Annotated in this window: 21 protein-coding genes; 12 read left to right on the forward strand and 9 right to left on the reverse strand. The window is 65.0% G+C overall.

Going from position 1 to position 16,953, the window contains the following annotated elements; all coding sequences use genetic code 11:
* Positions 1-185 precede the first annotated feature (185 nt).
* Positions 186-959 carry a hypothetical protein gene (locus tag ACFVTG_RS20175; RefSeq protein ID WP_390282641.1) on the forward strand — a complete coding sequence of 258 codons (774 nt, stop codon included), beginning with the start codon at positions 186-188 and terminating at the stop codon, positions 957-959.
* Positions 960-998: 39 nt separating this feature from the next.
* Here ACFVTG_RS20175 and ACFVTG_RS20180 read toward each other — a convergent pair whose 3' ends face one another.
* Positions 999-2,222, reverse strand: a complete 1,224-nt coding sequence (locus ACFVTG_RS20180) for an FAD-dependent oxidoreductase (protein ID WP_390282642.1) — start codon at positions 2,220-2,222, stop codon at positions 999-1,001.
* Positions 2,223-2,329: 107 nt separating this feature from the next.
* Between ACFVTG_RS20180 and ACFVTG_RS20185 the strand changes: the two genes are divergently transcribed.
* Positions 2,330-2,863 carry a MarR family transcriptional regulator gene (locus tag ACFVTG_RS20185; protein WP_390282644.1) on the forward strand — a complete coding sequence of 178 codons (534 nt, stop codon included), beginning with the start codon at positions 2,330-2,332 and terminating at the stop codon, positions 2,861-2,863.
* A gap of 8 nt (positions 2,864-2,871) precedes the next feature.
* Here the strand turns inward: ACFVTG_RS20185 and ACFVTG_RS20190 are convergent, their stop codons facing one another.
* The 5 genes from ACFVTG_RS20190 to ACFVTG_RS20210 all read right to left on the reverse strand — a co-directional run bounded on the left by ACFVTG_RS20190 (position 2,872) and on the right by ACFVTG_RS20210 (position 6,830).
* A complete protein-coding gene (locus ACFVTG_RS20190) occupies positions 2,872-3,282 on the reverse strand; it encodes a DUF6855 family protein (RefSeq protein WP_390282646.1) in 411 nt (136 codons plus the stop codon).
* Between the two features lie 29 nt (positions 3,283-3,311).
* Entirely contained in the window at positions 3,312-4,553 is a 1,242-nt protein-coding gene (locus tag ACFVTG_RS20195) for a UPF0158 family protein (RefSeq protein ID WP_390282647.1), read from the reverse strand.
* Positions 4,554-4,627: 74 nt separating this feature from the next.
* Positions 4,628-5,899, reverse strand: a complete 1,272-nt coding sequence (locus ACFVTG_RS20200; protein WP_390282648.1) for a macrolide family glycosyltransferase — start codon at positions 5,897-5,899, stop codon at positions 4,628-4,630.
* 37 nt (positions 5,900-5,936) lie between these two features.
* Entirely contained in the window at positions 5,937-6,650 is a 714-nt protein-coding gene (locus tag ACFVTG_RS20205; RefSeq protein ID WP_284754460.1) for a DNA alkylation repair protein, read from the reverse strand.
* Between the two features lie 33 nt (positions 6,651-6,683).
* Positions 6,684-6,830 carry a hypothetical protein gene (locus ACFVTG_RS20210; protein ID WP_234754026.1) on the reverse strand — a complete coding sequence of 49 codons (147 nt, stop codon included), beginning with the start codon at positions 6,828-6,830 and terminating at the stop codon, positions 6,684-6,686.
* A 133-nt stretch (positions 6,831-6,963) separates the two neighbouring features.
* Between ACFVTG_RS20210 and ACFVTG_RS20215 the strand changes: the two genes are divergently transcribed.
* The 4 genes from ACFVTG_RS20215 to ACFVTG_RS20230 all read left to right on the forward strand — a co-directional run bounded on the left by ACFVTG_RS20215 (position 6,964) and on the right by ACFVTG_RS20230 (position 10,150).
* Positions 6,964-7,767 carry a hypothetical protein gene (locus tag ACFVTG_RS20215; RefSeq protein ID WP_284754462.1) on the forward strand — a complete coding sequence of 268 codons (804 nt, stop codon included), beginning with the start codon at positions 6,964-6,966 and terminating at the stop codon, positions 7,765-7,767.
* Complete coding sequence (locus ACFVTG_RS20220) at positions 7,751-8,500, forward strand: 5-oxoprolinase subunit PxpA (protein WP_284754464.1); 750 nt, start codon at positions 7,751-7,753, stop codon at positions 8,498-8,500. The genes ACFVTG_RS20215 and ACFVTG_RS20220 overlap by 17 nt, the downstream gene beginning before the upstream one ends.
* Positions 8,501-8,600: 100 nt before the next feature.
* A complete protein-coding gene (gene pxpB / locus ACFVTG_RS20225) occupies positions 8,601-9,197 on the forward strand; it encodes a 5-oxoprolinase subunit PxpB (protein ID WP_390282650.1) in 597 nt (198 codons plus the stop codon).
* Complete coding sequence (locus tag ACFVTG_RS20230) at positions 9,197-10,150, forward strand: biotin-dependent carboxyltransferase family protein (protein ID WP_390282651.1); 954 nt, start codon at positions 9,197-9,199, stop codon at positions 10,148-10,150. Before pxpB ends, ACFVTG_RS20230 begins: the two co-directional genes overlap by 1 nt.
* Before the next feature lie 22 nt (positions 10,151-10,172).
* Here the strand turns inward: ACFVTG_RS20230 and ACFVTG_RS20235 are convergent, their stop codons facing one another.
* Positions 10,173-11,534, reverse strand: coding sequence for a DUF445 domain-containing protein (locus tag ACFVTG_RS20235; RefSeq protein ID WP_390282652.1), 1,362 nt, complete (start codon positions 11,532-11,534; stop codon positions 10,173-10,175).
* 50 nt (positions 11,535-11,584) lie between these two features.
* Between ACFVTG_RS20235 and ACFVTG_RS20240 the strand changes: the two genes are divergently transcribed.
* The gene (locus ACFVTG_RS20240) at positions 11,585-12,484 is read left to right on the forward strand and encodes a glycerophosphodiester phosphodiesterase family protein (RefSeq protein WP_284754468.1); all 900 of its coding nucleotides are present in this window, start codon (positions 11,585-11,587) and stop codon (positions 12,482-12,484) included.
* A gap of 182 nt (positions 12,485-12,666) precedes the next feature.
* On the opposite strand, the gene ACFVTG_RS20245 is transcribed toward ACFVTG_RS20240, so the two are convergent.
* Complete coding sequence (locus ACFVTG_RS20245; protein ID WP_390282654.1) at positions 12,667-13,404, reverse strand: fumarylacetoacetate hydrolase family protein; 738 nt, start codon at positions 13,402-13,404, stop codon at positions 12,667-12,669.
* A gap of 185 nt (positions 13,405-13,589) precedes the next feature.
* On the opposite strand from ACFVTG_RS20245, the gene ACFVTG_RS20250 reads away from it, so the two are divergent.
* From ACFVTG_RS20250 to ACFVTG_RS20260, 3 genes are read left to right on the forward strand one after another with little or no spacing between them, the layout of a single operon-like run.
* Complete coding sequence (locus ACFVTG_RS20250) at positions 13,590-14,084, forward strand: hypothetical protein (RefSeq protein WP_284754470.1); 495 nt, start codon at positions 13,590-13,592, stop codon at positions 14,082-14,084.
* On the forward strand, positions 14,081-14,833 hold the full coding sequence (locus tag ACFVTG_RS20255) for an AzlC family ABC transporter permease (RefSeq protein ID WP_284754471.1): 753 nt from the start codon (positions 14,081-14,083) through the stop codon (positions 14,831-14,833). Before ACFVTG_RS20250 ends, ACFVTG_RS20255 begins: the two co-directional genes overlap by 4 nt.
* Entirely contained in the window at positions 14,830-15,141 is a 312-nt protein-coding gene (locus ACFVTG_RS20260) for an AzlD domain-containing protein (protein ID WP_284754472.1), read from the forward strand. Before ACFVTG_RS20255 ends, ACFVTG_RS20260 begins: the two co-directional genes overlap by 4 nt.
* A 55-nt stretch (positions 15,142-15,196) precedes the next feature.
* Here ACFVTG_RS20260 and ACFVTG_RS20265 read toward each other — a convergent pair whose 3' ends face one another.
* Positions 15,197-15,817 (reverse strand): TetR/AcrR family transcriptional regulator, encoded by a 621-nt coding sequence (locus tag ACFVTG_RS20265; protein ID WP_390282655.1) that lies wholly within the window; start codon positions 15,815-15,817, stop codon positions 15,197-15,199.
* Positions 15,818-15,887: 70 nt separating this feature from the next.
* On the opposite strand from ACFVTG_RS20265, the gene ACFVTG_RS20270 reads away from it, so the two are divergent.
* Positions 15,888-16,211, forward strand: a complete 324-nt coding sequence (locus tag ACFVTG_RS20270; RefSeq protein ID WP_269994142.1) for a thiamine-binding protein — start codon at positions 15,888-15,890, stop codon at positions 16,209-16,211.
* Positions 16,212-16,254: 43 nt separating this feature from the next.
* Complete coding sequence (locus ACFVTG_RS20275) at positions 16,255-16,938, forward strand: O-methyltransferase (RefSeq protein ID WP_390282656.1); 684 nt, start codon at positions 16,255-16,257, stop codon at positions 16,936-16,938.
* Positions 16,939-16,953: the final 15 nt, after the last annotated feature.

Raw genomic sequence — 16,953 nt, forward strand, 5'->3', positions numbered from 1 at the left:
CACCGGCCCCCTCGCCTCACAAGTTCGGCCAGGGAACCCTGCCGGCGTGGGCCCAACTGCCGTTTTGAACCATCAAAACGGCAGTTGGGGAGCTGCGGATTCGAAGTTATTCGGGAACGGTTCATTTTTGATTCATGGGACGCCGATACGGTCTCCGGAGACCTCTCTGGAAAAGGACCCTTCCCATGGATCGACGAACATTCGCCTCCGCTGCCTTGCTGACCGCGGCGGCACCGCTGCTCACCACTACTCCGGCCCTCGCGGACTCTTCCGGGAAGGGAAAGGATGCCAAGCTGACACGCACTATGTTGGACGCTTTGGAAGGTGAACTGGACGACCATGCCACCGCCGCCGTCGTGGAGCCCCACATTGAAGACATCGGATTCAACTGGCATCCGCCAACCAAGCCGGTCGAGAGCATTGATTTCATCATCGCCTATGGTTTCGGCAACCGACGGCCGGCAGGAGGCGGGGATCCCAGCCGCGTGCTCTACGAGCCTGGCCCGGTCAACGAAGCACTCGCCGACACGGTTGCGAAGGTGCGGGCGAGGCGCAACGTTCCCGTCTTTGCCCAGTGGGAAATCGCCAGGTTCCTCGAGTCCAAGTACCACATGAGCGGGGTGACCTCGATTGAACCGATCATTTCGGCGGACGGCACCGTTGTGTATCTGAGCACGGACGGTGTTGCAGCCCAGGTCAAGGAGCTGCGCGCCTCTCAGCCTTCGGGGATCGCCGGCATTGTTGGATTCCGGGACCACATTAAGCGCTGTGTCCAGACCACCCAAGACCGCGGGATGGACGCTTTCGCTCCCCAAGGCATTGACATGCCCGGCACCTATGATCCGCAGTCGGGACAGCCGTGGACCCGACGTCGTGATCTCTATCTGGTGCACGACATGTACGCCCAGATCGCCGTGCTCCGCGGGAAACTGATCGCACAGGCCTATCCCAACGGCTGATTCCCGGATGGCGCAGGGGACGCTTTGCTTGAGCGAAGTTCAGCGCGCCCGGGCCGTTTCCGCTGCATCCCAGTCGATGTGGTGGCGATAGACCCAGTCGAAGTTGTCGGCCGTCTTCCGTGCTAGTGAGCGGAAGACGGCCTTCAGCACAAGGTCTTCGAAGACTCGCTTGAATTGGCCGCGGATCTTCGGGGCGGCGTTCCGGCGGCCCCATTCGACCACCGATTCCGCCCGGCTCCGGCGTTCCTTCTCGTAGCGGGACAGGGCGCCGGGGATGTCCGCGGGCGAGATGCCCCGAAGCGATCGCCCGAGCGCGACGGCGTCTTCGATCGCCATGGAGGCGCCTTGCCCGGACGACGGCGATGCTGCGTGGGCAGCGTCTCCCACCAGCACCAGGTTCCCTCGATGCCAACTGGGGATGCTCGGAAAATCGGAGGTCGTGTACGGCCGGATGATGCCGTCAGTGGCGGTGATGATCTTGGCCATGGGCGTGCGGTCCCCGGCCACGAGCTGCGTCAGCCAGGACTTGCGGGCGCTATGGTCCAGGGCGGCCGGATCCTCCGATGACCGCTGCAGAGGGTTGGCAAACCACCAGATCCTTCCCCTCGGATCCTGCATGTAGCAATAGAAGCAGCGCTTGCCGAAGACCATCTTCATGCGTCCCGGTTCGACGTCCAGCAGCCCGGCAGGGACCAACCCAGAGTCGACAATCCCGCCGGTGTTGAGCAGGGGGATATTGCGGGGAGCCGGGGATGAGGGGTCGATCAGCGGGCGCAAGGCCGAGTGGAGGCCGTCGGCGCCCACCACCAGGTCTCCACGCGCGGAGGTGCCGTCCGCGAAAACGGCCGTGACGCCGTCGGGCGCTTCCTTCACCGTCGCGAGCCGCTTTCCGTACTCGATGCAGATCCCGCGGTGGCTGGCCGCCTCGCGGAACATGCCATACAACTCGGAACGCGTCATCGTGCGGGCGGTGGTGCCGTCTGGGAGGGATCCGCCGTAGTCAAAGTCGATGAGGTGTTTTCCGGTGCTGCCCAGATACATGGACATTTGCGGGGTGCTGAAGCCCAGACTGGCAGCTGCTTCTTTGAGCTCGAGGGTTTCCAAGGCATCGAAGCCATTGACGGCCACGGTGAGGAAGCCGCCGACGCCGTCCGAAGGCACGCTGTAGGCCTCGAAGACGGTGGCGTGATGGCCGGCTTTTTGCAATGAGATGGCCGTGGCGAGTCCGGCGATCCCGGATCCGATGACAAGGCATTTCAACATGGCGGGGTCCTTTGCAATTTATTTCGTTCGGTTGAAAGAAATATATGACTCGCACTGGAGGCCGTCAATCCTTTCGGTGAGGCGAAATAATTTGCTAGCCTCGGAGGATGGAGAACCAACCGGGCGTCAGTGCGCGGCGCCAAGACTTGCTTGAGGCGGTCTTTGCCTCGGGACGGGAGCTTTCGACGGCGGCCGTCATGTTCCACACCAAGCTGTCCGAGCTGCGCGGACTGTCTGCGACGGAGGGCAAAGCGATCGATATCCTGCTGCGCTTCGGACCCATGACGGCGGGGGAATTCGGCGAACACTCCGGGCTCGCTCCGGCCTCGGTCACGGGATTGATGCAACGGCTCGAGAGCAAGGGCGTGGCCCGCAGGGTCCGGCACGAAGGGGACAAACGGAAGGTCCTGATCGAGCTCGTGGGGGACCAAGTTAGCGCCGCGATGCCCCATTTCATCGACTTCATGGGCGGGCTTGCGACCCTGTTGGAGGGCTACAGCGACGAAGAACTCCGGGTCATCGCGGACTATTCGTCGAAAGCCGCGCGGATCCAGCAGGACGCGGCGGGGCGGCTGGGTGCTGCATCGGGCGGGGACATGCACGACGACGGCGGCCGCGCGCCGTCGTCGAACCCCGCCTGAGCTGCTCGCTACTTAGGCATTATGCCCCGCATACTGTTGTTTCGTTTCTCGTGGGTGAGTTCCGCGAGGCCAAGGGCTTCCAGGAGCGGCGGCATGTACATGCCGAAACGGCCGCGGTATCCCTTGCGCAGGCCGTACCAACCGCCCACCGGATTGCCGTCGTCGCGCCCCCAGGCCTCAACGGTGCCTTCGGCGGCCGGTTTGTTCTCGTCGGCGGCGCCGAGCGGCACCCAATCGCCCTGCTGGAGTAGCCACGCATGCAGATCCTCGATGGCGCTCAAATGGTATTTGAGGGTTGTGGAACCCACTTGGCAAACGATCGCGGGAGGGTCACCCGCTTCGTCCCGGTACATCGTGTAGTCGGAAGAGCCGGGCGGGGTGGTGAGCTTCCAGGGGTCTTCCTTGGATCCAGCGGCCATGTACGGTGTCCTTCCAGTCGTGCGGCGCGTCAGCCCACGCGGATGCCATTGTCAGCGAGGAACTCGCGGGAGCGGCCCATCTGGCGGTCGGTGGAGAAGGCGTACCAGTCTTCGCTGAGGTTCTCGCCGTGGACGAGGTCGCGGAACCGGGCGAAGGCGCCTTTGCCCTCGATCGCGTGCTCAAGCCGCTCCCGGAGGGCGTTATCGTGCTGCCGTTCCGCGAAGGCCGCCATGTCCTGCCAGCCGTTCCGGGAATCGCTGCGGTCGATTCGAAGCCAACGCTCCGGTTCTTCCTCTACATCGACGGCGGCGTCCTCCCCGACGATCATCGGGTCGGTGGCGGCGTCGTCGTACACCTGCCCGGTAGACAGGTCGAGGTAACCGCCGGTTGACAGTCCGGGATCTCCTTCCAACACGACACTGAGCATGTCGAGGTCGACAGGCACGGCCCTGCCTGTCGGCGGCACACCGCGCAGATACGCCAGCAGGTCCTCGGCCAATAGCTGGTCACCAGCGCCGTCGCGCCACCTCAGCCGGTTGATAACCGACAGTGCCACCGGCTCGGCCTCCCGGCGTCGCTGCTCCAGGGCCATTGGTATCCCGGCCCCCACCTGCTGCAGAACGTCATCGATATCGTGTCCCATCACCACTGCGAGGAAACGAGACGCATTTGCCGCGGCGATGGCTCCCCGCAGTTCGGGCAGGTCGAGCCGGGGCGCCTGCACCTGTAAGGGCCAGGCATGCAGCAACATAGGGTGCGGCTGGCTCGGTTTCCCCGGCGCCCGACTTTCCCCATCGTCACTAGCCCACCGGCGCCCGTACTGGTCCGGGATACTGCCCCAACCCCAGTACGGCAAGGGGACCCCAGGGCGGACACCCAACACTTCCAGCGGGTCCACCTTCACCTCCCCGACCACGCACCGGTGTATCCAAGCGTCACCGAGGTCAAACGTAAACTGAAACTCAGCCCCCGGCTCCAGCGTCCGGACGACCTTGAGAGCAGCAATGTCCATCGGCGCGATGATCGGGCCGCGGATCGATCCGGCCATCTCAGCTCCCGTCTCTTCATCAGTAATAACCCGGCCATCGGCCAGGGTAAACAGTGACAGGTGCGAGCGGTCCCACCGGGCGAAGGCATCATTGATGGCATTGGCGAGATCCATGAAGGTATGCGACGGTCCGACCGCGAAGACGCGCCCGGGCCACGGCCACAGCTCCTCCCCACGACCACCGAGCAGTTCCACCGTCACCGATAACCAGGTTCGTGCCATGCCCCAAGGATGGCACGAACCACGACGTGGCCATAAACTGCGCACCTGATCGATCCAGGAGCAAGCTCGCCCGCCTACACAGCACTCGATCGGCGAGCCAGAAACTCCTCGATGGCGTCGGCGGCTGCGGGAGCCCCGCCCGCTGATCGCACCCGGGCGCTCATCGCCTCGAGGTTGCCCCGGATCGCCTGGTCGCCGCTGACTTCAAGGACGGTTTCCCGGATCAGCTCGGGGGAGAGCCCCTCCAACGGGAGCCGCCGCCCGAGTCCCAGATCCTCTACGCGGCGTGCATTGGCGCCCTGTTCGGGCTGCAGCGGGAAGGCAACCAAAGGCACCCCGAAATAGAGCGCCTCCATGGTCGAGTTCATCCCGGCGTGGGAGAGGAAAGCGTCGGCGTGGGCTAGGACTTCGAGCTGCGGAAAGAAGGGCCGTACGTCAAAGTTCTCCGGGATGTCCCCCAGCTCGGACTCCTCGACGCGCTCTCCGATTGCCATGGCAACCTGCCAGTGGGTGCCCGCAAATCCTTCGAGGCACATCCTGAAGAAATCCGGCCGGTCATTCAACGGGGTGGTGCCAAGGGAGATGAACAACAGCGGCCTGTCCTTCACGCCGGGCTGCCAGGCCTCCTCGTTGCCCCGGGAGCCAAGGCAGGGGCCCACGAAGTGGAACCTGGCGTCGAATGTCTCGCCGGAGGGCTGGAATTCCCTCGGGATGAAGGAGATGTTCAGCGACGCGGGTGGGCCTCCCATGAATTGCAGATGGCCCACGCCCTGCTCGGCGGCGAAATCATTGATCCGCTGGCTGGCCTCTTTCCAGGCCTCGACCATGCCTGGCGGCGGCGGGCCGGGCATGAGATCCCGCATCGAGAAATGTTCATTGGTGGCGTAGCTCGGAAGCAACGCAATGTCCGGCAAGGCCAGTTTCGCGGCAGCCATCTTCCCCGAGAGCGTCATGGCGTCGTAGGCCAGCCCGTCCGGCGGGTCTTCGGCCAGCCGGGCCAGCAACGCCGGGAATTCCTCCCTTGCGCCTTTGAGAATCCGCTCAAGCAATCCGGCCATCATTCCGGACGCCATTCCGGCGAACATCCCCGCCATCGGTGACGGGGCGCCCTCCGCCGGGGCCCCCTCAGACGGGGCGCCCCGAGCGGGATGCTCGCGTGGGGGCAGGAAGGCCGCCAGGTCCTCGCCACTGGGAAAGAACACGGCACCGGCAGACTCAACGGCCTTCGAGTACTTCGCCGACGTCGCATACGTGACCCGGTGGCCCCGGCGAACCAGCTCTGCGACCACGGGCAACGTCGGGTTCACATGGCCCGCTGCGGGCAGACAGATAAAGGCTACGTGCATGGCGCCACTCCGAATCGGTCACGGAACAGTGGAGGCGTCATTTCGAAAGTTCGGTGCCATGAACGCTGCGTCGGCGCGATTTCAGCCCGGTCTCCAACTTGGTCCGCACCTCGCGCTTCACTCGGGCGGCAAGCTCAGTCTCATGCGTTTCAAGGAAGGTCCGGACCGCGCGCGGATCCCACGGCACCAAGGACCGCAACGCCCAGCTGACTGCCTTGACCACGCTGTCGTCGCGATCATTGATCAAGATGCCGACGACGGCGAGCGTCCGTTGCGTATCGCCGGTTCCCCATCGTGATCTCGTGTTGAGCACGGTAGTGGAGACAAGCGCTATGCGCCGCCACCAATGGTCCGGGTTCCGAGCCCAGCGGTCGACATCGGCGTCCGAGATGAGCCCTTCGCGCCACGCGGATCCCACCAAGACGGTGGCGAAGGCATCGGCCTGGCCCCAAGTAGCGATGCCTTCTCCCAAGTGTTCAAGCCGGGCTGGCGTGAGTTCAGCGAAAGCCGCCCGATGGGCATTGATGAACTCCCAGCCCTCCCAGTCAAAGCCAGCCTGTACAAGCCCTTCGGCGAGACTGAAGACGACGGCGGCGTCCATCGTGGCGATTTCCGCGGAAACCCTGCGTCGGACGGTGCGGAAGCTCGCGGCGTCGTGCTTCTCCAAAGCGCGCAGTTCGTCGAGGACGCGCGCCAACAATTGCCCCGGTTGAGTGTCCCCCGGAGGGACGAGCACCCCGTGCGAAGCCACTTTCGGGCCCCCGATTTCGCAGGCTGAACGCTACTATGCGGGGGCGTCGTCGGTATCCGGCCCTTCGGCAGGTTCCTGGCTATGAAGGCCCGTATCGTGGGACACCCAGCCCTCCGTTTCCCCTTCGGCAGGGGCGTCACTGTGGTGCCGGACGTCGTTGGACTCTGCTGCTTTTTCCATTCCGGATACTTCCTGTCCTTCGTTGGACTGTTCCCGTGAACGCACTCAAGTCTACGCCGGGGAGGGGGTGTGTGGCCTAGGCTAGGCCAAGGAACTACCGCACGAATCCAACGGCCGAATGCAGAGGTGAAGAATGGCGAAGCGACCCAACCCGGCAGTAAAGATTGCGCAGGAAACCGCCCACAATGCCATGTTCGACGCCAGCGGCAAAGCCAAGCCCGGTGTCCACAATGTGCTGCTTCGGGCCGTCGAGGTCCAACGTCCCCTTGTCTTGGCAAACCTGCGCCGCCTGCAGCGCAAACATCCCCAGGCCACGGCGGCGCAGCTGGCCGCCAAACTGGAGCGGGACTACCTCGCCGCAGTCACAGGCGGGGGTGCCGCCGTCGGGGCAACCGCCGTCGTGCCCGGCATCGGCACCGCAGCGTCGCTGGGCCTATCCGCGCTTGCCACCATCGGGTTCCTGGAGGGAACCGCACTTTACGCCGCTTCCCTGGCCGAACTCCACGGCATCCGCCTCACCGATCCGGACCGTGCGCGAACCATGGTCATGGCCATCATGCTCGGCGAGGAAGGCACCGCCCTGCTGGGTGCGCTGAGTGGACAATCGCTTGGCAAAGGCAAAGGAATCACGCAGGCCTGGGGCAAGACCCTCACCAAAAAGCTGCCCGGCGGAGGATTCGGGGTCATTCGCGACGCCATCCAGCGAGCCTTCCTCAAGCGGCTCGTCAAGCGCCAAGGCGCCGCGTTCCTCGGCCGTGCCCTGCCTTTCGGCGTGGGGGCCGTGGTGGGCGGAGTCGGAAACCGAGTTATGGGGCGTGCCGTAGCGGCCTCGGCAAGAGAAGCATTCGGTCCTATGCCGGACACCATCCCGGGCGAGCTGCTCCCAGCCGCCCACCAGAACGCGCTGGAAGGCGGAAATAGTGGATCTCAACGCTGATTCGGGGGAGTCGTTCGGCTCCTGGACCATGGGGAACGACGCTTCAATGTTCCGGATTGTCAGCAGCGCAAACGTCGCATGCGGTTTCCACGCCGGGGATCCGGTGACCATGCTGGACAGCTGCCGTGCCGCCTTCGAGCTCGACGTCCGGGTGGGCGCCCACGTGGGCTACCGGGACCTGCACGGCTTCGGGCGCCGATCGATGGACATGTCCTTCGATGAGCTCTTCGGCGACGTCCTCTACCAGCTCGGTGCCCTGGATGGCATGGCCCATGCGGTGGGCGCCTCCGTGGACTACGTCAAACCCCACGGTGCCCTGTACAACAGGATCGTCCACGACGTGGAGCAGGCCGAAGCCGTGGTGGCAGCCATTCACGCCTACGATCCCGGGCTACCTGTCCTTGGCCTGCCGGGCTCGGCGCTGCTGCGCCTCGCCGAAGAATCCGGACACCCGGTATTCCGGGAGGCTTTCGTGGACCGCGGCTACATGCCGGACGGCACGTTGGTTCCGCGCTCGCAGGAGGGTGCGGTGGTGCACGACGCCGCCGCGGTAGTCGAGCGGGCCGTGCGCTTTGCCGTGCGGGGCGAGGTACTGGCTGTGGACGGCACGGTGGTGCGGGTGAAGCCCGACTCCTTGTGCATCCATGGCGACACCCCGGGTGCTGTCGAGCTGGCTGCGGCGGTGCGCGCTGGCCTTGAGGAAGCTGGTGTGGAGATTGAATCCTTCGCCTGAGGTTCGTGGTTCGGGCGGCGCGGGTTTTCCCGGCGCGGGCGGCCCGGCTCCGCGCGACGCGGGCACCCGGATCCTTTTGCCGTGCGGCGACAGCGCATTCTTGGTTGAACTGCCCGAACTTACCGCCGTCGTCGCGTACTACCGCGGGCTGACCGGGGCCGGCGCTTCGGCGGGTGTTTCAGTGCCCGACGGGATCATCGACGTCGTGCCCGCCGCCCGAACCGTCCTTGTCACCTTCGATCCCGAGACGATCAGTCCCTCCGAGGTCCGCGACTGGCTGGAGTCCGCGGAGCCGGCATTCGACGTTGCCAGTTCGGGCCGCGAAGTGATTATCGAGGTCTCCTACGGTGGCCCCGACCTTGCCGAAACGGCACAGTTCCTCGGCATGAGCGAGACCGAATTGGTCAAGCTTCACACGAGCTCGGAGTGGACTGCCGCGTTTTCCGGCTTTGCGCCCGGCTTCGTGTATCTGGTCACGACCCATGAACGGCTCCGCGTTCCGCGTCGGAACACCCCGCGCACGGCCGTGCCGGCTGGTTCAGTTGGCCTCGCAGGCGAGTTCAGCGGCGTCTACCCGCGATCCTCACCAGGCGGTTGGCAATTGATCGGAACCACGACGGCGGCACTTTGGGACGCGTCAAAAGCCGAGCCCGCGCTGATCCGGCCGGGTGACCTGGTCCGGTTCGTGGAGGCCTGATGGGGATTGTAGTGGTGAACCCCGGCGCACTCACCTTGGTGGAGGATCTTGGCAGGCAGGGCTGGGCTTCCTTGGGGCTCAGTCCTTCCGGCGCCCTGGACCGGCAATCACTTCGCCTTGCCAATTTGCTCGTGGGCAACCCCGCGGGGGTGGCCGGGCTGGAGATATTGCTGGGCGGGCTTCGCCTGCGATTCGTCACGGCGTCGACCGTCGCGGTGGCGGGCGCCGAGGGCATCGTGACACTCAATGGTGCCGAGATTCCGCTCAACCAAGCCGTACGGGTGGCTCCGGGCGCGGTGCTCGACTTCGGTGCTCCGCTGTTCGGACTCCGGTACTACCTGGCGGTGCAGGGCGGCGTCGATGCGCCCAAGCTCCTCGGTTCAAGCAGCACGGACATGCTCTCCGGTGAGGGTCCCGCGCCGTTGACATCGGGTGAACAGCTGGGAATCGGGCGTGTTTCCGCGGGCAACGGCCTGGTTCCCGGAAAAGGCTCGGTTCCGGGAACGGATTCTGTTCCCGGGCATGGGGCCGGATCTGGGGCCGGTGCGGGCATTGGGATCCTCAACAACGCGCATGTCCTCCCAGCTATCCGCCGCGCTCCTGATCCTGGCCGCGCAATCACAGCCCGAGTGGACCGCGGCCCCCGTGCAGACTGGTTCGACGAGGATTCCTGGCGCCGCCTTATCAGCCAGGAATGGACCCTGTCGCCCGATTCCAACAGGATCGGTGCCCGGTTGTTGGGCCGCCCGCTCACCCAGACCCGGCTCGAGGAACTGCCCAGCGAAGGCATGGTGCTCGGCGCGCTGCAGGTGCCGCCGTCGGGCCTTCCCACGGTATTCCTGGCGGATCATCCCGTGACGGGTGGCTACCCCGTCATCGCGGTGGTGCGTCGCACGGACCTGGACTTGTTGGGCCAAGCCCGCCCCGGCCAACGGATCCGTTTCCTCGGCTGAAGTTCCCCTCCACCGGACTGCGTCAGCCGAACAGCAGGTGCGCAACGGTGAAGATCGCGAGCCCGGCCAACGATCCCACCACGGTGCCGTTGATGCGGATGTACTGCAGGTCCTTACCGACCTGGAGCTCGATCTTTTGCGAGGTTTCCTCGGCATCCCAACGCGCCACGGTGTCCGTGATGACCCCCGCGATGTCGGAGCGGTACGTTTTGACGAGGTAGCCGGCAGAGTCTCCGATCCAGGCATTGACCTTGCCCGCCAGCTCGTCATCGCTGACAAGCCGCGAACCGAAGTCCCGGACAGCGCTCTTGAAACGCTGTGTCAGTTCGCTGCCGGGATCGTCGACGGCGGTGAGCAGCGCGTCCTTGATTGTGCCCCACGTGCGGGAGGCGAGTTCGCGGACCTCGGGATCACCGAGGACCTGGGTCTTGATTGCCTCGGCCCGGGCAATCATTGCAGGATCGTGCTGAAGATCCTGGGCAAGATCACCGAGGTATGTATCGATCGATTGGCGCACTTGATGATCGGGATCCTGTTGCACAGCCCGGACGAACTTGGCGATTTCGTTGTAGACCCTGTCGCCCACGATGTCGTCCACGAAGGACGGAACCCAGAGGGGCGAACGGTCGGACACGAGCCGGGTGACCGTGGAGTGGTTCGCTTCCACCCAATCCGCCGCTCGGTCAACCAGCAGATCGACGAGCTTGTGGTGGTGGCCCTCGGCAAAGATCCGCTCGGCCATCCGGCCCACAGGCGGCCCCCACGGCGGAGTGAGCAGGTGCTTGCGGACCATGCCCTCGATCACTGCCTGGACGTCGTCGTCGTTCAGGACCGTGAACGCTCCGCGGATCAGTGCTGAACCTTCCTTTGCAATACGCTCCGGGCCGCCGGGGGATGCGAGCCACGTGCCGGCTTTCCGGGCGATGTCCACGCTCGCGAGCTTCTCCTGGACCACCTGCTCGGACAGGAAGTTGGTCTCCACGAATTCCCCAAGCGAAGCGCCGATCTGGTCCTTGCGCCGCGGAATGATGGCGGTGTGCGGGATCTTCAGGCCCATGGGGTATTTGAACAAGGCAGTGACGGCGAACCAGTCGGCCAGCGCTCCCACCATCCCGCCCTCGGCAGCGGCCCGCACGTATTCCAGCCATGGATACTGTTTCTGCAGGGCGAAAGCGGCGGTGAAAACCACCGCCATGACAATCAGGAGCGCCAGCGCCACCGACTTCATCCGACGCAGGGCAGCGGCCTTTTCGGCGTCACCGTTTCGTTGCCCGACGCCGGCCGCAACCGAGGAGCTGTTCCGGGCACCTGCGTGCCGGGTCGCTTCCGCCGTCGGGTCACTATCGCTGTCCGTCACCGGGATTTGTTCAGAGTTCACCTGCATGTGCCCAGCGTAGCCCCGTCGCTGTCATGGGCGTGGGCTACCGTGTCCCCATGACGAATGACGAGCCCGGTCGCCCAGACCAAAGCACGGAGCAGAACACGCGGCCCATGGTCTACGCCCACCGTGGAGCCAGTGCCGCCTTTGCGGAGCACACGCGTGCCGCATACCTGAAGGCAATCGCCGACGGCGCCGACGGCGTCGAGTGCGATGTCCACCTGACCCGGGACCAGCACGTTGTCCTGCTTCATGACGCAAACTTGGACCGTACCTCGGACGGCACCGGTCCGGTCGCCGAGAAGACGCTCGAGGAGCTGCGGCAGCTGGATTTCTCCTCCTGGAAGGGCGCGCGGATTCCGGACCAGTACGGCGCAAAGTCGGACCAGCTCCTGACCCTCCCGGAGTTGCTGGACATCTTGCGCGGTGCCGGCAGGGCAATCGGCCTAGCCATTGAGCTCAAGCACCCTAGCCCGTACCAGCTCAAGCTTGAAGACCGCGTGCTCGAGCTTCTGGGCAGCGAAGGGTGGAACGCGGAGACGTCCATGCTGGACAACATCCAGGTTTCCTTCATGAGTTTCAGCCCGGATTCCGTCAAGCACCTGCTCCAGTTCGTTCCCGCGGAGCACATTTGCCAACTCGTGGACGACGTCACCGTGGAAGAAATCCGCGATGAACTTGGCCTGGGTGCCATCACCGGGGGAGCCGTAGCCAACGTGATGAAGGCAGCCCAGCAAGAGGGCGAACGGATCCTGGACGACTGCGAGGTTGGACTAGCCGGGCCGGGCATCGACTACGTCCGCAAGCACGCCCGCACCGTCCAGCGCTGGTTGGAATCAGGCCGCCGCTTCCGGGTGTGGACCGTTGACTCGGAGAACGATGTTGCCTTGTGCCAAGGCCTTGGCATCCACGAGATCACCACCAACAAACCGGCGCAGGTCCTCGCCCAGCTTTAGGCTCCCGGGCATCCCAACTAGTCCCCACCGCCACCCTCGCCTCGCAAGTCCCCACCGGCTCCCAGCCTTCGCAAGCTCAGGCCGGGGCCCTCGCCGGTGTGGCCCCACGGCCAGGGAACCCTGGCGGCGTGGGCCACGCAGTTGTTGTCGTTTAGAGGCTCCAAAACGACAACAACTGCGAGTCAGATGACCGTGTTGCTGAGGGTTCCGATGCCGCCCAGCGTGATGTCCACCCGGTCGCCAGGCCGGACAGCAACGAAGGTATTGGGAGCTCCCGTCATGATGATGTCTCCCGGCTCCAGGGTCAGCCACTCGGTGACGTAGACAAGGCAATCCGCGATGGAGGATGGCAGGTTGAAGGAACCGGACCGGGCCTTGACCTGGCCGTTGACTGCTACTTCGGTGCTGACGTTGTCCGGATCCTCGATCTCCGTTTCGATCCACGGTCCCAGCGGCGTGTAGTTGGTGCCGGACTTGCCCTGGAAAAGCTTTTCGTCGACCTGGTTTTGGTCCACATTGGTGACGTCGTTGACCACGGTGTAGCCCAGGACGTGGCTCAAGGCGTTCTCGGCGGTGAGGTTCTCCGCCCGCTTTCCGATGACGGCGGCCAACTCGCCTTCCACGTTCACAGTGCCTGCGTTGCGCACGGCCACGATGTCGTCACCAGGGCCGGCGATGCTGTGGACCGACTTGTGCCAGGCCTGGATAGGCAGCACGTGGTTGTTGTTGCCCAGGTTGTGCCCGATTCCGAGCACCACGGAAGGCCGGACCGGGGCGAGGAATGCGGCGTCGTCTGCGGAACTGGATTCTCCGGTGAAGGAAAGGACCTCGGCAAAGGGGTCCTCGATGTGGTCCCAGCTTCCGCTGCGCAGGACTGCGTGCTTCGGGCCGGAAGGCGTCTGTAGTCGGGCGATGCGCATGGAACTCCTCGTTGAATTTCTTGGGGCAGTGGACGGGGGCGATGGACGGTGCCAGGCACAGTCTCAAGAAGAACATACATCATGCTGAACTAAGTACAGCATTCTGAACAATGAAGAATTGCGTGCGCCCTGCCCGGCTACCCCTCCGGTTACCGCGCCGGGCAGGGCTGTGGTTGCATGAATACATGCCTTTTTCGTGGTCCGCCCGGACAACCCAGACAATCTCCGCGGCGGCCATGAGTGCACTGTTGCTCGTGAGCGCCAGGAAGCACTTCCAGCAACCGACCTTCTTCGCTCCGGTTGTCCCGGACTATCTCTGCCGCGATGACGATGCGGTCGGGTACGCCGAACTCGAAGTCGGCCAGGACAAGGCCAAGCCAAGCGCGCCTCGGAACGGCGCCTTGGCGGTCATGTCCCGGGAGGAATGGATCGCGGTGAGCGGACTCCTTGAGGTGGTTGCCGCCGTCGGGCTCCTCGTTCCCGGCACGCGCAAGGCCGCGGCCCGCGGCACCACGCTGATGTTCACCGCATTCCTGGCTGGCCACGTGGACGCGCTCCGCCGTGCATACTCTCCCGCCGGAAACGCATCCTCGCGGCGGATTCACACCGTGCGCCTGCCCTTGCAGCTTCCCTTGATCCTGTGGGCATGGAGCTTGGCTGGAGCGAAACGGGGCGTATGAAACTCCTCGAATCCCCGGCGGTGAAGGTGGGCGTCTCCATCAGCATCGCAACGGGCCTCTACGGCATCTCGTTCGGGGCATTGGCCTCGGCCTCCGGGTTCAGTTTCTGGCAGACCATGGCGTTCAGCCTGCTCATGTTCAGTGGCGGCTCACAGTTCGCCTTCATCGGCGTTGTGGCCGGCGGCGGTTCCGGCATTGCGGCCATGACGGCGGCCGCGCTGCTGGGCTTGCGCAATGGCATCTACGGGATGCAGATGAACGCGCTGCTGCGCCCCGTCGGGTGGCTCAAGTACCCGCAAGCCCACATCACCATCGACGAATCCACGGCCACTGCCTCGGGACAAAGCGATTCCGACGAACAGCGCCGTGGCTTCTGGACCGCCGGACTCGGCATTTTCGTGCTGTGGAACATCTTCACGGCTGTCGGCGCCTTGGCCGGCGATGCCTTGGGCGACCCCAAACAGTGGGGGCTCGACGGCGCCGCCGTGGCGGCGTTCCTGGGCCTGCTGTGGCCGCGGCTCAAGGGCCGTGAGCCCTGGGCGATTGCGGCAGCAGCTGCCCTGGCGACCATCGTTGCCGTCCCTTTCGTGCCGCCCGGCGTGCCCATCCTCGTGGCCGCCGTCGTGGCTGGCGCCATCGGCTGGTTCAGCCACGGACGCAGCGACGAAGGCATGGAGCCCGACGTCGATCCCTACCCGCACGGTCATTCAAGCGCTGACGCTACTAGCCGCGAAAGGAACGCCGAATGAACCTCTGGCCCTGGATCCTCATCGCCTGCGGACTGGCGTACCTCACGAAACTTTCGGGCTATTTTGTGCCGGCGAAGCTACTGCGGAGTCCCCGGATGATGCGCGTGGCCGGCACCATGACCATCGGCCTGCTGGCGTCCCTGACCGTCGTCAACGCGGTGGCATCCGGACAGTCCCTCGCCTTCGATGCCCGGCTCGGTGCGCTGGCTGCGGGGGCGATCGCGCTGTGGCTCCGTGCCCCGTTCCTTGTGGTGGTGATCGTCGGATCAGCGGCAGCCGCCGGCCTGCGGCTGCTCGGCTGGCGCTGAACCGCGGCGCGCGGTTCGACCCGTCGCCGCGGCGCGCAACGCCGTCGTGCGCTGGTTACTGAAAAGTCATCCCGGGGATGGGGGTCTGCTGTGGCAGCGGACGGGACGGGCGTTCGGTGCGGATGGCATCCTCCAGCAAGGCAACCGGCCGTTCCCAGGCGCGGGAACCCGGCTCCATGGTGTCCACAGCGCCGATCAGCATGGCAACGAGGCGCACCATGTCCTCAATGGAAATGTCCCGACGCAACGAACCCTGGCCCTGACCGCGGGTGAGTAGTTCAGCCATGGAATCGATCAAGCTGCCCGTGATGCCCACCAGGAGTCCGCGGCGGCCGGCGACAGCGCCCAGCAGGTTCGCGTCTTCGCTGGCGACCTGCACTACAGCGTCGATCACGTTGATGAGCCCGACGGCGGCATCCATGCCAGCGAGGGCATTTTCCACGACCGGGTCCACATGAAGCCTGAGTTGCCGCGACAGGGCGGCCAAGACGAGTTGTTCCTTGTCGGCGAAGTTGCGGAACAAGGTAGCGGGGCCAACACCTGCAGTGGCGGCGATCGTCTGCAGGGGTACCTCAGGGCCCAGTTCGCGGAAGCACTGGCGCGCTGCCGTGATGATTTTGTCGACATTACGCGCAGCGTCAGCTCTAAGTGGCTTGCGTTCCAAGGGCCGGTCCATGCTGCTCACAGTAGCAACGGAGGGCCTCCAATCACTTTTGTGACATTCTTGCCCATGAAAGACTGGATTCATGTTGCTTGCCTTCTCAGTTGCCCCGTCCGGCCAGCCCGCTGCTGGCGCCGTATCCGTTGATGGCTCGGTGCACGACGCCGTTGCCGAGGCCGTGAAGATCGTCCGCGAGTCCGGGCTCCCCAACCAGACGGACTCGATGTTCACCACGATCGAGGGGGAGTGGGATGAGGTGTTCGACGTCGTCAAGCGCGCCACGGAGGCCGTGGGCAAGTATGGAAACCGGGTTTCCCTGGTGATCAAGGCGGATATCCGGCCGGGTTACACGGGGGAACTCACGGGCAAGGTCGAGCGGCTCGAAAAGGCGATCGTCCAAGGCGAGTAGCCGGTCCTTCCCTCCGCCCCGTGCCCGGTGCCAGACTGGGGCCATGTTTGAACACAAGGCCCAGCCCGGCTGGGTGGCCGTCGAGGAATACCTGTCCACCGCCGTCGTCCGCCCGAACGCCGCGCTCAAACACGCGGTGCAGTCCGCCCTCGACGCCGGGATGCCGCCCATCGAGGTGGCGCCCAACGCCGGCAAGCTGCTCAAGATGCTGGTGCAGCTGTCCGGGGCGCGGCGCGTGCTGGAAATCGGTACCTTGGCTGGCTTCAGCGCGATCTGGATGGCCCAGGGACTGCCCGACGACGGCCGCCTGGTCACGTGCGAATACCTCCCGAAACACGCTGAAATCGCCCGGGCGAACGTGGACATGGCCGGCATCGGCCACAAAGTAGACATCCGGATCGGCCCGGCGCTGGAGACCCTTGCGGCGCTGGCCGAAGATCCCACGCGGGACGGTCCATTCGACTTTGTCTTCATCGATGCCGACAAGGAGAACGATTCCAACTACCTGGACTGGGCGATCAGGCTCGGGAGGCCGGGCACTGTGATCGTGATGGACAACGTCATCTGGGAGGGAGCAATCCTGGATCCTTCCATGGACGAGGTGAACGCTCCTGGCATCGTGGGGGCGCTTGAGATGATGGGCAAGGATCCGCGCCTCGACGCAACGGCAATCCAAACAGTTGGATCCAAGGGATGGGACGGCTTCGCGATAGCCCGGGTGGTGTGACGCTAGGCTGGGCGG

The organism is Arthrobacter sp. NPDC058127 (assembly GCF_042884555.1).
Taxonomy (GTDB): domain Bacteria; phylum Actinomycetota; class Actinomycetes; order Actinomycetales; family Micrococcaceae; genus Arthrobacter.

Excerpts from the sequence above, each read along its gene's own strand:
- ACFVTG_RS20175 (WP_390282641.1), top strand. The coding sequence starts at position 186 with ATGGATCGACGAACATTCGCCTCCGCTGCCTTGCTGACCGCGGCGGCA.
- ACFVTG_RS20180 (WP_390282642.1), bottom strand. The coding sequence starts at position 2,222 with ATGTTGAAATGCCTTGTCATCGGATCCGGGATCGCCGGACTCGCCACG.
- ACFVTG_RS20185 (WP_390282644.1), top strand. The coding sequence starts at position 2,330 with ATGGAGAACCAACCGGGCGTCAGTGCGCGGCGCCAAGACTTGCTTGAG.
- ACFVTG_RS20190 (WP_390282646.1), bottom strand. The coding sequence starts at position 3,282 with ATGGCCGCTGGATCCAAGGAAGACCCCTGGAAGCTCACCACCCCGCCC.
- ACFVTG_RS20195 (WP_390282647.1), bottom strand. The coding sequence starts at position 4,553 with ATGGCACGAACCTGGTTATCGGTGACGGTGGAACTGCTCGGTGGTCGT.
- ACFVTG_RS20200 (WP_390282648.1), bottom strand. The coding sequence starts at position 5,899 with ATGCACGTAGCCTTTATCTGTCTGCCCGCAGCGGGCCATGTGAACCCG.
- ACFVTG_RS20210 (WP_234754026.1), bottom strand. The coding sequence starts at position 6,830 with ATGGAAAAAGCAGCAGAGTCCAACGACGTCCGGCACCACAGTGACGCC.
- ACFVTG_RS20215 (WP_284754462.1), top strand. The coding sequence starts at position 6,964 with ATGGCGAAGCGACCCAACCCGGCAGTAAAGATTGCGCAGGAAACCGCC.
- ACFVTG_RS20230 (WP_390282651.1), top strand. The coding sequence starts at position 9,197 with ATGGGGATTGTAGTGGTGAACCCCGGCGCACTCACCTTGGTGGAGGAT.
- ACFVTG_RS20235 (WP_390282652.1), bottom strand. The coding sequence starts at position 11,534 with ATGCAGGTGAACTCTGAACAAATCCCGGTGACGGACAGCGATAGTGAC.
- ACFVTG_RS20240 (WP_284754468.1), top strand. The coding sequence starts at position 11,585 with ATGACGAATGACGAGCCCGGTCGCCCAGACCAAAGCACGGAGCAGAAC.
- ACFVTG_RS20245 (WP_390282654.1), bottom strand. The coding sequence starts at position 13,404 with ATGCGCATCGCCCGACTACAGACGCCTTCCGGCCCGAAGCACGCAGTC.
- ACFVTG_RS20250 (WP_284754470.1), top strand. The coding sequence starts at position 13,590 with ATGCCTTTTTCGTGGTCCGCCCGGACAACCCAGACAATCTCCGCGGCG.
- ACFVTG_RS20255 (WP_284754471.1), top strand. The coding sequence starts at position 14,081 with ATGAAACTCCTCGAATCCCCGGCGGTGAAGGTGGGCGTCTCCATCAGC.
- ACFVTG_RS20260 (WP_284754472.1), top strand. The coding sequence starts at position 14,830 with ATGAACCTCTGGCCCTGGATCCTCATCGCCTGCGGACTGGCGTACCTC.
- ACFVTG_RS20265 (WP_390282655.1), bottom strand. The coding sequence starts at position 15,817 with ATGGACCGGCCCTTGGAACGCAAGCCACTTAGAGCTGACGCTGCGCGT.
- ACFVTG_RS20270 (WP_269994142.1), top strand. The coding sequence starts at position 15,888 with ATGTTGCTTGCCTTCTCAGTTGCCCCGTCCGGCCAGCCCGCTGCTGGC.
- ACFVTG_RS20275 (WP_390282656.1), top strand. The coding sequence starts at position 16,255 with ATGTTTGAACACAAGGCCCAGCCCGGCTGGGTGGCCGTCGAGGAATAC.